Origin of the sequence: Streptomyces sp. NPDC058751, assembly GCF_042746485.1 — a bacterium.
Taxonomy (GTDB): Bacteria; Actinomycetota; Actinomycetes; order Streptomycetales; family Streptomycetaceae; genus Streptomyces.
In genome coordinates this window covers 110,243-122,256 of record NZ_JBHYPZ010000017.1, presented here as the reverse complement: position 1 = coordinate 122,256, position 12,014 = coordinate 110,243, and the positions used below count along the sequence as shown (strand labels likewise).

The window sequence follows — 12,014 nt, the reverse complement described above, 5'->3', positions numbered from 1 at the left end:
GCACACCGGCACCACACCACCCCGGCACCACGAAAGGCATCCACCGCAGTGATCACCGACGTGCGCGTACCGCTTGAGCACCAGCAGCCGTACTCGACGGCGTACGAGCAGATGCTGGAGAAGGTCCGCTACGAAGGCGCCTACCCCACCCGCGAAAGGGCCGACGAAGCCGTCCGCATGGTCCTCGCAGGGCTGGGACGCCAGCTGACCGGTGACGAACGCGTCGACCTGGCCGCCTGCCTGCCCCTGGAGGCCGCACGCGTCCTGACCGCACAGATCCCCGACACCCAGCCGCTGACCGGCTGGACCTTCGTCAAGGACCTCGCCGCCCGCTCCGGCGCCTCCCTGGCCACCACACGCTGGGACACCGGATCCGTCTTCGCCGCCGTCACCGCCCACGCCGGCCCCGACCTCATCACCCGCATCCTCCACCAGCTCCCCACCGGCTGGGCCCTGCTCTTCGGCCAAGCCGAACTCAACCCGGCCGCATAACTGGCGCCGTCGTGCCGGTCAGTGGTGCAGGTCTTCCCTGAGTCGGCGGTGCAGCAGCAGGAGGGCTTCGGTCTCGGCGACATCGGCCAGTTGGTGAAGCAGGGTCCGGATCGCCGGGTCGTCGCCGACACGCACCGCCGCCACGATGTGCTCGATCATCCGGGCCACCTCCGGCGCGGCGGCCGGACCGGGCGGGGCCCAACCAAGGCCGCCCGGTCCAGCAGCCGCATGGGGTGCAGCCCGAAGAGGGCTGGGCGTCGTCACGGGTCAACGCTCCTGCTCGGCCTCGGTCACCCGGTGGGCAGCCAGCGCGGCCGCCGCGGTCTGCGACTCGATGACGACACCGAACTCGTACAGTCCGATCTCCAGCACGTCCTCGGCCGTCGCTTCGAGAGTCCGCTTGAGGGCGAGCGCGGCAGCGCCGCGGGCGATGGTCGCCTCGCGGCCGGGAGCGGCAGGGTCCTGGAGCGCGGACAGCACGGTCCGCCACAGCATGGTCATCGCACCGTACGGTCGTCGGCCGGCGCGGCGTGCGCCTGGTCGTGCTCGTCGACGTCGTCGCCGGTGTCGCCGCCGTACGGCCCGAAGGGCCCGATCTCCCCGGCCGCGCGGGCGCCCAGGACGAGGGCGGCCCCCTTCATGCGGTGCGGGGCGGGGATCACCGGGCGCTCCCTTCGAGCGGGGCGGGGACGCGGGAGGTCCGCAGCTCCTTGAGGTCGGGGATGTGGTTGTAGAGGGTGCCGACGGAGACGCCGAGCAGCGCCGCGATCGTCTCGATGCTGTTCTCCGGGTTGGGCAGCATGTCGCGGGCGGCGCGCAGCAGCTTGTCGTTGACGACCGAAGGCCGGCCGCCGACGCGGCCGCGGGCCCGTGCGGCGGCCAGGCCCTCGTTGGTGCCCTGCACGATCAGCTCCCGGATGAACTCCGCGAGCGCGGCGAAGACGTGGAAGATGAGCCGGCCGCCGGGGGTGAGGGTGTCGAGCTTCTCGTGCAGCGAGGTGAAGCCGATCCCGCGCGTGCGCAGCTCGGCGACCATGTTCACCAGGTCCTGGAGACTGCGGCCGTACCGGTCCAGGGAGGGGACGACGAGGGTGTCCCCGGCCTGGAGGAAGGCGTGGCACGCCTTGAGCTCCGGGCGGGCGTCGTCCTTCCCGGACTTCTTCTCGGGGAAGATGCGCCGGCAGCCCGCGAGGGTGAGCGCGTCGATCTGCCGGTCGAGTTTCTGTCCGCCGGTGGAGACGCGGGCGTAGCCGATGCGGATCTCGGTCGGCCGGGCAGGGAAGGCGACCAGGAGGTCGTCGTCGGCGCCGAACACGTCGCTCAGGGTCGTCACGTACGGCAGTGTGCCCTCAACTAACCATCGTTTTATGAGGAACACCCGGACACCCCTCGAAGGGGTCCCTGGAGCCTTCAACAACTCCCTCAAAAACCCCGGCCCGTCAGAAACCCCCGACCACCCTTTGATGAGGAAATCCGGGCCCCAGCGGCCCTATCTGGATCATGTTCGGCATCCGCGCGCCACTGGTTCGGGCACGGTCCACCCGGACGTGTGGATGCGGGCGCATGTTCGGGCGCGGCGGTTCTGCCACCACTGACACTTCGGTCTATGGGGAGGGTGTCGGCGGAGAAGCGCCGGGCGGCCGTCGAACGGCTGTCCCGGCTGCGCGAGGACGAGGCGTTGACCGCGGCGCACGTGCGTACGGTCGCGGACGGCCTTGAGGTGTCGGAGCGGACGGTGTGGCGCTGGCTCGCGCCGCCGAAGCCGGCCGCGCCCGCCGCCCGCCCGCGCTACGAGCTGAGCGAGACCGACCGGGCGGCGCTCGCCTTCTACCGGGGCAACGTCGCCGCGGTGGTCCGCGCCCGGCGCGCGGTGACCGACGGGGACGGCACGACGGCCGGGGCGCCGGTGCCCGACTTCCTCGCCGAGGGCTGGGCGAGTGCGAAGCCGGTGGCGGAGCGCACCTTGTACCGGGCGTTCACCGACGGCCTGCCCCCGGCGGAGCGCGCGGCGTGGAAGACCGGTGAGGCCGGGCGCCGGGCGGGCTCGGTCTACCTGCGCCGCCCGGACGCGCTGCGCGGCCGGTGCTGGGAGATGGACCACAAGCAGCTCCCGCTGCTCGTCCTGCCGCCGAAGGGTAAGGCGCTCGCGCCGTGGCTGACCACCGTGGTGGACGACGGCACCCGGGCCCTGCTCGGCTGGGCCATCGCCACCGCCCCCACCTCCGGCACCGTGCTCACCGCGATGCGCATGGCGCTCACCCACGAACCGGACCTCTCTCCGTTCGGCGCGGTGCCCGAGCTCGTGCGCATCGACCGCGGTCTGGAGTTCGCCGCCGGCGCCGTGAAGGAGGTCCTGGGCGGCCTGGCCGTGGTCATGCACCGGCTGCCCGCGTTCACCCCGCACCGCAAGGGCAAGGTCGAGCGGCTGAACCTCACCATCGAGCAGATGCTGATCTCCCAGCTCCCCGGCTTCACCGGCGGCCCGCGCGACGCCGCCGGCCGCCTGTACGGGCCGATCAGGGACTCGGCGGCCGCACAGCGGGCCGCCGAAGGCTCAGCCGAGGGCGAGGGCCCGCTGCGCCTGGAGCGGTTCGTGACCCGCTTCGCCGACTGGGCCCGCTGGTACAACACCGCCCACCGCCACCGGATGCTCGGCGGGCGCACCCCGCTCCAGGCATGGGAGGAGGACCCCGCCCCGCTGCGGCGCGTCCCCGTCGACCAGCTGCGCCACCTCATGCTCGCCGGGACGACACGGATCGTGCAGAAGGACGGCATCAACTTCCGCTCCCTGGCCTACGTCGCCCCCGAGCTGTACGGGCGCGGCGGACAGCGGGTCCAGATCCGCTACATGCCGCACGACGACCGCACCATCGAGGTCTACCTGGGGCCGGAGCACCTGTGCACCGCCTACCCGACCGGGCAGCTCACCGAGGCGCAGACCGACGCGTTCCGCGAGCACGCCCGCGCCGAAGCGATGCGGCTCGGCCGGGAGCGGCGCCGTGCCTCCCGTCAGGCCCGCCGCACCCTGGCCCCGATGACCGGCGACGCCGCGCCCGCGGAGTCCCGGCTCGTGGCGGCCGCCGACGGCCGGAGTCGCACCCAGCGCGACCGCGACGCAGCCCTCGCTGCGCGCGCCTCCACCACCCTGCTCGGACTGATCGACCCCACCGCCCCCGTTCCCGCCGATCCGGAGAGCTGATGCCGCGCCACTTCGTCGACCTGACCGGGGCCGCGGCCCTGCCCACCGGCCACTTCCAGATGACCGCCCGGATCGTCCGCGACCTCGTCGCGCACGCGGCGACCGGCGTCGTCCACGGCCCGGCCGGCACCGGCAAGACCTTCGCCGTCGAAGCCGCCCTCGAAGCCCTCGACGCGCTTTCCCCCGTCGACCGGCCGCAGGTGTGCGTGCTGACCTTCCCCTCCCGCCCGACCATGCGCATGGTCGCCGACCAGCTGCTGCGCGAACTCACCGGCGCGGACACCCCCACCTCCCGCAACCGCTTCGACCTCACCACCAAACTGGTCGGCCTGCTCGCCACCCCGATGCGCCTGGTCGTCGTCGACGAGGCCCAGCGGCTGAACGGCGACTGCATCGAGCTGCTGCGCCACCTCCACGACCACCCCAAGACCCGCTTCGCGCTGCTCTACGTCGGCGGAGACGGCTGCTGGGAAGTCCTGTCCAAGGAGCCGATGCTCCGCTCCCGCGTCTTCCGCCGCCTGCCCTTCTCACCCCTGGCCCCGGCGAAGGTCCCGGCCCTGATGCGCCGCTACCACCCCATCTACCAGGGCGCCGACGACGAGCTGCTGCACGAGGTCGACGCCTCCTACGGACACGGCACTATGCGCGACTGGGCCGTCTTCACCCACACCGCCGCCGCCCTGTGCGCCGAACAGAACCTGGCCACCGTCGACCAGACCACGGTGCACAACGCCTACGCCCTCCTCGGCGGCGGCCTGCGTGACTGACACCCTGCCCGACGCCGAACAGACGGAAGACCCCGCCGCCCAGCCGGCCGTCCCGCGCCGTACCGTCCGCGTCGTCATCGACGCCGGCGACGACCCCAACCTCAACCGGCGCCTGGCCGCGCTCGAAACCACCACACGCATCGTGATCCGTCCCAACCCCGTACGCTCCACCACCGACCTCGTATGGGACGTGCTGGCCGCCGCGGGCAAGAACCCCGCCGCCGTCCACTCCCCGCGTATGAGCGTCGCCGACGCCTGGAAGGACGCCGCCGCCTGGCTGACCTCCGCCCGCGTCACCGACGTCATCGTGGAACGCGCCCACCGGCTCCTGCCCGGCGAACCGCTCGCCCTGGCCCGGCTCGCCGACGCGATCGACGCCGACCTGTGGCTGATCTGGTCCTCACCCACCGACCCGACCCGCACCTGCAACTCGATCGAGAGCCTCGGCCGCTCCCGCCGCAACGGCGGCCGCCTCCCGCACAGCGGACCCCACCGAGAGGTCCGGGTGATCGGCATCAGCATCTTCCACGACCTGCTGCCGCTGCCCGCCCCGGCCCACCACCAGCCGCTCCACCCCGACGAGCACGCCGACCCCGACGCCGACTGGCCGGCCCTGCCGACCGTCGACTTCCCCCTCTTCCTCGCCACCTGCCGTCGCCGCCTCGCCGGGGACACCTTCGACCAGCTCAATCTCACCTACCGCACCGAAGCACAGCGCGCGGATGAGTTCGTACGCCGCCACCGCCACGAGCTGACCCCCCACCGGACCCCCGGCGAGCTCCAGCGGCAGCTGAACGCCTACCTGCGCGACGAACGCCTCGGCACCGCCGCCAGCCCGCGCCTCGCCCTCATCCGACTGCGGGCCATCCAGGCCGCCCTGCTCACCCGCGGCGTCCTGCTGCGCTGGCAGCCGGCCGCCCTCGGCCCCGCCGCCCCCGACAAGCTCACCACCTGGCTCACCCCCGGCATCTGCCGGGCCCTGCGCGCCACCGTCTCCACCCACGCCGCCGCCGTCACCGTGCTCTCCCTGCACCTGACCGCGGCTCCCGACCGCTTCTCCCACCTGCTGTGCCGCAACATCGACGAGGCGGGCGGCTACCTGTACCTGCCGACCTTCGCCGACCACGCCGTCTACCTCCGCGCCGACTGGGCCGACCAGCTCGACCGCCGCGACGAGGACGAGTGCCCCAGCTACGCCCACACCACCGGCAAGACCCTGCTCCCGCCGTACGCGGCCGACATCATCGCCGCCCACCTCGCCCACCGCCGCGCGGACGGCGCCGGCACACGCCGCCGCTTCTTCGCCGACCCGAAGAACCCCGAGCTCGAAGCCACCGACCGCGCCCTGACCGAGGTGGTGCTGCGCACCTGCCGCCGCATCGGCGTCGACCCGATCTGGCTGCACCGCGGCTCCTGCCAAGGCACGCAGCTCGGCGCCGGCCCCGCCCCGCTCACCGACTGGATGGCCGCGCGCCGCCTCGACGTGGAGATCCTCAGCGACCAGGGCGCCACCCTGTGACCGGCCCCGGCCCCTACAAGCCCCCGCGCTACAAACCCCGCGGCTGGGGCGAGGAACTGCGCCGCCGCCAGCACAACGCGGGCATGTCCGCATGGGAGCTCGCCGACCTCCTCGGCGTCCACGAACACGACATCTCCCTGGACCACCTGCCCAACCAGCCGCTGCACGTCGTCCTCGAACTCGCCCGCCGCCTCGACCTCCACCCCGGCGACCTCACCCCGTACGCCGCCGAGGTCTACAACCACCCCCACTACTCCGACGCCCAGTGCCCGCCCGAGCCCGCCCCCGGCACCGACACGGACGCCGTCGCCGTCCTCAACGCCCTCGCCCACGCCGGCCGCCCGCTCACCGCCGACTTCCTCGCCGAGTGCCTCAGATGGGACCTCGACCGCGTCAGCGACGCCATCGAACGCGCCTGGGCCTACCCCCACCTCGCCGGGCCGTACGCCCTACGGCGCGCGGCCCCCGCCCACTTCACCCTCAGCCCGCGCCTGGACGTCCTCACCGACCGGCAGATGAATTGGGTCCACCCCGCCAACCACACCGAGCCGTGGCGCCACCCGCGCGATGCCCACTACCGGCCGCTCCAGCGCGACGTCCTCAGCAAGGAGGATGCGGCCGTGTTGTTCCAGGCGTCCTACGAGGGCTCCGTCTCCACCGACCCCGAGGAGCCCACCGCGGCCACCGTCGCGAGCCTGCTCGACGCCGGACTCCTGACCCGCGCCGCCGATGGCATCGCCGTCCTGGCCGACGACGTCCGGTACGGCCTTCGCCTCACCGACGCCGACGACGGCAGTACCTACTGACACACCTCATGGCAGAACCACTGACATCCAGTGGCAGACTCCGCTGACGTCCTCATGGCAGCCGACATCTGCCACGCGTCCGACATGGCCTGGCATCTGTGCGGCGACTGAGCACGGTGACGTACGTGTGATCAAAGAGCAGGGGAGGACAAAGGGGGTTCCCCTCTCGGAGAACCCCGGCAGGCCGGGTGAGAAGCACACGCACAGCACGGGGAGGGGCGGCCGGTGACCTGGGTTACGAAGATCACGGAGGACGCGCAGGTCGAATACCGGCTCAAGCAGCAGGCCGGATGCGACGTGGTCGAGTCCGACGGCGTCGTCCTGGACGATGGCGAGGACCAGGCCGTCGACTACCGACTGCGCCCCGAGGGCGGATCCGCTCTGGTCTGGATGGGCAGCGGCCTGAAGGCCGTCGGGCTCATCGAGGGAGCTGGGCTCGACGAGGAGGACAAGCAGGCCGCCCGACTCCTGATGGCCGGCTGCCATCCGAAGACCGGCGCCCGCTTGATCAAGTCCCGCACCTCCGTACGCGCACACGAAAAGGCTCAGCTGACCACCGCCCGGCTTGTCGAGGCCGTCGAAAAGGCCGCCGAGGAAAAGGGCGTTGAGCCGGGCGAACTGTTCGAGGGGAAGCCGAAGCAGAAGCGCGTATTCGAGCAGCAACAGCGCAACGTTCACCACTTCGGTGAGATGCACCGGATGCAGGTGACCACCCTTCACAAACTCGCGCGTGCCGCCGGGATTTCCCTGGACGACGTCTATGGCGAAACGGAACTCGCCACGGCATGGGAGAACAAAGACCTCCGTGCCGACGACCGTGTCCGGGGCTGGGACGTGGTCTTCGACCTCCCCAAGTCCGACAGCGTGGTGCAGGCCCTGATGGGCCTGCTCCCGGCAGAGAAGCTGCGCGAGCTGGTCCACCAGGCCATGGGTGACACCTTCCGGCAGATGGAGCGGTGGGCCGGGTACGCGGTCGGCAGCAAGGACGGCGATCCGGTGCGGCTGGCCACCGGGGGACTGCTCGCCTGGAGTGTCGAGCACCAGAGTGCCCGCCCGATCCGGGCCGGGGAGCCTGGCGACCCCCACCTGCACCTGCATGTCACCGTCGTCAACATGGCGCTGTGCGAGGACGGCGAGTGGCGGTCGATCGCCAACAGCGGAAGCGACCTGCACCACCACGCCTCAGCCCTGGACGCCTACTTCAAGGCCCGCGTCCGCGCGCTCACGTACGAGCACTTCGGCATCCGGCGGGTGCGCAACGAACGCACCGGTGCCTGGGAGATCGTCGGCATCCCCGAGCAGGTGCGCGACCACTTTTCCCGCCGGGCCGCGCTCGTCGACGAGAAGGCCGGCGCCGACGCCAGCCGCCAGGAGAAGCAGGCCGTCTCCATGGCGACCAAGCGCGACAAGCTCGACGTCGACGCGGCCACGATGCGCGAGAGCTGGAGGCAGCGGGCCGAACAGGTCGTCGACGACGTCGACGCGATGCTGGCTGCGGCCGCCCCCGGGCCGGACGGTCCTGGCGGCCCGTACGGCGGGGCCGGTGTCGACGGGCCCGGCGGGATCGGTCCGCGCATTCCGCCGCCCGGCGACATCGCGGCCGTCGTGTTCGACCCCAAGGAGGGGCTGACCGCGACCGACAAGACGTTCAGCCGCGCGCAGCTCCTGGCGGCCGTGGCGAACGCGCTGGAGTTCGGGATCGACGCCGCCCCGGACAGTCTGGAGCGGCTGTGCGACGACGTCCTGGCGGCCGAGGGCTACGCGGTGCGCGTGCCCACCATCGGCTCCACCGTCATGTCGTCCGTCGACCGCTACACCACCCAGGACATCCTCGACGCCGAGGAGAGCGTCCGCACGCAGGCGCTGGAGAGGTTCGGTAGCGGCGCCGTGCAGCTCACCGGCGACCAGGCCGCAGCCGCCATCGACGTCTTCCAGGTCGCCGCTGGGTTCGAGCTGTCCGAGGAACAGTCCGCCGCGGTGACCCGGGTGCTGACCGCCGGGCACGGCATCGACGCCATCGTCGGCGTCGCGGGCGCAGGCAAGTCGACGCTGATGGAGGCGTGCCGGATCGGCTGGGACGCCACCAACACCACGTACGCTGGCGCGACGCTCGCCGCGGTCGCCGCGAAGAACCTGACCGACGCCTCCGGCATCCCCGCCCGGACCGTGGCCGCCTGGCTCGGCGAGATCGAGAACGGAAACGGACTGCGCGGCATCGACGTCCTGGTCGTGGACGAAGCGACGATGGTCGACGACCGCGCGGCGGCCGCGCTGATGACCGAGGCCGCGCGCACCGGCACGAAGGTCGTCGGCATCGGCGACCACCTGCAGCTGCAGGCGATCGGCCCCGGCGGCTGGTTCCGCGAGGCCCACCGCCTGGTCCACGGGCTCACCCTCACCGAGAACCGCCGTCAGGAGGACGCCGCCGAACGGGCCGCGCTGGAGGTCTGGCGCACCGGCGACCACGAACTGGCTCTGCGGATGCTCGCCGAGGGCGGGCGTCTGCACCCCGCCGAGACCGCCGAGGAGGCCCGCTCCCAGATCCTCATGGCATGGGACGAACTGCGCCTGCAGGAGTGGGCCGACCCGCACGACCTCATCGCCAGCATGGTGGTGCTCGCCGCCCGCAACAGCGACGTCGACGCGCTCAACCTCGGCGCGCAGGCGATCCGCCGCGAGACCGGCGAACTCGGCGCCGAGCACACCTACGCCCTGCCCGGCGGCGACACTCTCACCCTCGCCGTGGGCGACATCGTCCGCGTCCGGGAGAACGACTACCGCAGCCGCCGCGGCGAGGGCCCGGACATGCTCAACGGCTACCGGGCCGTCATCACGGCGCTGGACGACAACCACCGCGTCGAGATCACCTGGCGGGTCAGGGACGCCAAGGCCCCCGACGGCTACCGCCACGAGTCCAGCTGGGTGACCCCGCAGAAGGTCGCCGGCGGCGCGCTGTCCCTCGGCTACGCCATGACGATCGCCGCGAGCCAGGGCCTGACGTGCAACACCTCGCTCATGTACGGGCACGGCGCGAACGCCTTCGCCACCTATCCCGGCATCACCCGGGCCCGGCGCCAAAACCACCTGTGGCTGCCGCTGGCCGTCCTCGAGAACGAGCAGACCCGGGCCCGGCTCGGCGAGTCCCGCACCGAGAGGGAGCGCCTGGAGCGCGCCATCGACGCCTTCGCCCGCTTCCTGGGACAGTCCCGGCCGGACGGCATGGTCTCCGACCTCCTGCAGGAACCGCCGGCCCCCGCCTTGCTCCCCCAGCAGCGCGACCTGTCCGCCGAGGAGGCTCGCGCCGACGCCGAACGCAGGCTCCGACAGAGCCGCATGGCGCGACACGGGCGGGCCAAGTCGGTGTCCCTGTCCGCCCGCCAGGCACAGAGCGAGGCCCGCCGTGAGGATGAGGCCCGGCGTTCCGAGGAGAGGGCCAAGCAGCTGCTCGCCCGCCTCCGGGCCGGGGCCGAGGAACGAGCGGTCCCGTCCTGGACGAAGCGCATTTACGGCGCCGCCTCCCCCCAGGAGCTGAACCGGCTGATCGCCGAGGGCGACCGGTACGCCGCCGACGCCGAGGCCACCGTCACCGAGGCGGAGAACAAGGCCCGGGAACTCGCCGCGCGCCTCGACCACGAGAAGGCCACCGGACAGCCCACCCGCGGCCAGCGGTTCGCCACCGAGGCCGGGGAGGTCCTCGACCAGGCGGATGCCCATGTCGCCACCGCACGGGAGCACCTGCAGACCGCGTTCGCCGCGGCCGGCCACGCCGACGACCGCGCCCGGCAGTTGGCCAACGTCGCCGAGAGCGAGGGCAAGGGCTGTATCGCGCTGCGCCTGGCGAGGACGTCGCTGAAGGAGTACCGCGAGCTGACCGGGAGCCTGTCCTCGGAGCGCGCCGCGTACCTTCAGATGGAGGCTGACGCGAAGCGGGACGCCCGGCAGGCCCTGCGGGAGGCATGGGAGCAGGTGCGGCAGAGCCGGTTCGCGGAGAGCTTCGGTGTCGCGAGCACGCCGGTGCCGCCCGCCGACGTGGAGAAGGTCGCCGAGCGGCTCGTGGAGATGCGCTCCGGCGCCGAACGGCGCGGCCACAGCATGGACAAGCGGGACCGTGACGACGTCGGCCGCGCCATTCGGAAGGCGGGCGAGTTCCGTGGGTACGCCGCCAGCCACCGCCGCCAGGCCGCCGACGCCCGCGCCGAGAAGGCCCTGCGCGCCACGATCGCCGAGAAGCACCCGGAGCTGTACGACCGGGAGGCCACCGCGCGCCGGGCCCACCAGCAGACGAAGCAGGCCGCTCAGCACCAGCCGGCCGCCGCGGTGCACCCGCAGCCGGACCAGTCCAGGGGGCGGAGCATGAAGTAGGACGCGGGTCGCGCCCGAGGTTTCTGGACTTTCTGGACCGCCCTTCGCACGCACGCGCGTACGAGGCCAACAGCGGGAGCAACCCGGACGGATCGCCGCCTGATTGCTCAACTTGCACAGGTTCACGCGCGCGTGCGCGTAGGTGGGCCCGGAAGTCCCAAAACCGCGCAGGGCCCCGGTACCGCCCGCGGACGGCTTCCGGGGTTGGCCCCGTAGTCCTAGCTCAGACACCAGGGAACAAGTAACTCGCTCATCCGCGCACCGTCGAGCCTGGCCCGCGCGGCGGGTCGGGCAGCGGCTCGACTCGTGCGGCGACGCCACGCTGCCAGGTGTCGCCCGTGTGGTCCCGGCACACCAGACTGAGCTGAATGCGGGTGCGATGTGTGTGGTAGTCCAGATCCACGTAGACGTCGTGCGTCCCGCCGGCGGCCATCGGCCCGATGTCGATGCTCTGCTCCCGGAGGTAGTCCGAGTGACCGCTGTCAGGGTCGTACCCGCCACGCATGCCCTCCACCCCGGAGCCGATCGCACTGACAGTGACCGAGTTGAGCGGCGGTCCGGAGTCCTGCTTGACCACCAGCTTCCCGCGCGGCACGTTCACGTCGGACTCGTCGGTGTGGGCCGCTTCGATGCTGAACTGCGGTCCGCGGGCCTCGAAGCGGTCCGCTTCCTCCCCCTCGATCTGCCGCAGCAGCAGGGCTACTTGAGCTTCGGCGGAACGGGCGGCGCCCTTGGCGATGTGCGCCTGCATGGCGGCGTAACCCGTGGCGACCGCGCTCACCATCGTTGCGGCGATCGCAGTGACCAGTTCGCCATCCAAGGACGCCTCTTCCCTTCGCCTCACCCCGGCCGGGGCCGCCCGCCAGCCG

11 protein-coding genes are annotated in these 12,014 nt (G+C 72.4%); 6 read left to right on the top strand and 5 right to left on the bottom strand.

The annotated features are described in order from the left end of the window. The first annotated feature begins 48 nt into the window (after positions 1-48). Positions 49-492 (top strand): DUF2267 domain-containing protein, encoded by a 444-nt coding sequence (locus ACFW6B_RS17935; protein WP_386597034.1) that lies wholly within the window; start codon positions 49-51, stop codon positions 490-492. An 18-nt stretch (positions 493-510) separates the two neighbouring features. On the opposite strand, the gene ACFW6B_RS17930 is transcribed toward ACFW6B_RS17935, so the two are convergent. From ACFW6B_RS17930 to ACFW6B_RS17915, 4 genes are all read right to left on the bottom strand, one after another. Beyond that, positions 511-651, bottom strand: coding sequence for a hypothetical protein (locus tag ACFW6B_RS17930; RefSeq protein WP_386597032.1), 141 nt, complete (start codon positions 649-651; stop codon positions 511-513). 108 nt (positions 652-759) lie between these two features. Next, a complete protein-coding gene (locus ACFW6B_RS17925; RefSeq protein ID WP_386597030.1) occupies positions 760-993 on the bottom strand; it encodes a hypothetical protein in 234 nt (77 codons plus the stop codon). Then, positions 990-1,154, bottom strand: a complete 165-nt coding sequence (locus ACFW6B_RS17920; protein WP_386597028.1) for a hypothetical protein — start codon at positions 1,152-1,154, stop codon at positions 990-992. Before ACFW6B_RS17920 ends, ACFW6B_RS17925 begins: the two co-directional genes overlap by 4 nt. Next, complete coding sequence (locus tag ACFW6B_RS17915; RefSeq protein ID WP_386597026.1) at positions 1,151-1,825, bottom strand: recombinase family protein; 675 nt, start codon at positions 1,823-1,825, stop codon at positions 1,151-1,153. The genes ACFW6B_RS17920 and ACFW6B_RS17915 overlap by 4 nt, the downstream gene beginning before the upstream one ends. 273 nt (positions 1,826-2,098) lie before the next feature. Between ACFW6B_RS17915 and ACFW6B_RS17910 the strand changes: the two genes are divergently transcribed. The 5 genes from ACFW6B_RS17910 to mobF all read left to right on the top strand — a co-directional run bounded on the left by ACFW6B_RS17910 (position 2,099) and on the right by mobF (position 11,145). Further along, positions 2,099-3,691 (top strand): Mu transposase C-terminal domain-containing protein, encoded by a 1,593-nt coding sequence (locus ACFW6B_RS17910; RefSeq protein WP_386597024.1) that lies wholly within the window; start codon positions 2,099-2,101, stop codon positions 3,689-3,691. Continuing rightward, the gene (locus ACFW6B_RS17905; RefSeq protein ID WP_386597022.1) at positions 3,691-4,458 is read left to right on the top strand and encodes an AAA family ATPase; all 768 of its coding nucleotides are present in this window, start codon (positions 3,691-3,693) and stop codon (positions 4,456-4,458) included. The genes ACFW6B_RS17910 and ACFW6B_RS17905 overlap by 1 nt, the downstream gene beginning before the upstream one ends. Beyond that, positions 4,451-5,977: a hypothetical protein gene (locus tag ACFW6B_RS17900; protein WP_386597020.1), complete on the top strand. Its 1,527-nt coding sequence runs from the start codon at positions 4,451-4,453 to the stop codon at positions 5,975-5,977. Before ACFW6B_RS17905 ends, ACFW6B_RS17900 begins: the two co-directional genes overlap by 8 nt. Then, a complete protein-coding gene (locus ACFW6B_RS17895; protein WP_386597018.1) occupies positions 5,974-6,783 on the top strand; it encodes a hypothetical protein in 810 nt (269 codons plus the stop codon). Before ACFW6B_RS17900 ends, ACFW6B_RS17895 begins: the two co-directional genes overlap by 4 nt. Before the next feature lie 225 nt (positions 6,784-7,008). Next, a complete protein-coding gene (gene mobF, locus ACFW6B_RS17890; protein WP_386597016.1) occupies positions 7,009-11,145 on the top strand; it encodes a MobF family relaxase in 4,137 nt (1,378 codons plus the stop codon). 250 nt (positions 11,146-11,395) lie between these two features. On the opposite strand, the gene ACFW6B_RS17885 is transcribed toward mobF, so the two are convergent. Then, on the bottom strand, positions 11,396-11,965 hold the full coding sequence (locus ACFW6B_RS17885; protein ID WP_386597014.1) for a hypothetical protein: 570 nt from the start codon (positions 11,963-11,965) through the stop codon (positions 11,396-11,398). Positions 11,966-12,014 lie beyond the last annotated feature (49 nt).

What these genes read in the sequence shown, in the direction of transcription:
- ACFW6B_RS17910 (WP_386597024.1), top strand. Translation starts at nt 2,099, where the DNA reads ATGGGGAGGGTGTCGGCGGAGAAGCGCCGGGCGGCCGTCGAACGGCTG.
- ACFW6B_RS17930 (WP_386597032.1), bottom strand. Translation starts at nt 651, where the DNA reads ATGATCGAGCACATCGTGGCGGCGGTGCGTGTCGGCGACGACCCGGCG.
- ACFW6B_RS17925 (WP_386597030.1), bottom strand. Translation starts at nt 993, where the DNA reads ATGACCATGCTGTGGCGGACCGTGCTGTCCGCGCTCCAGGACCCTGCC.
- ACFW6B_RS17905 (WP_386597022.1), top strand. Translation starts at nt 3,691, where the DNA reads ATGCCGCGCCACTTCGTCGACCTGACCGGGGCCGCGGCCCTGCCCACC.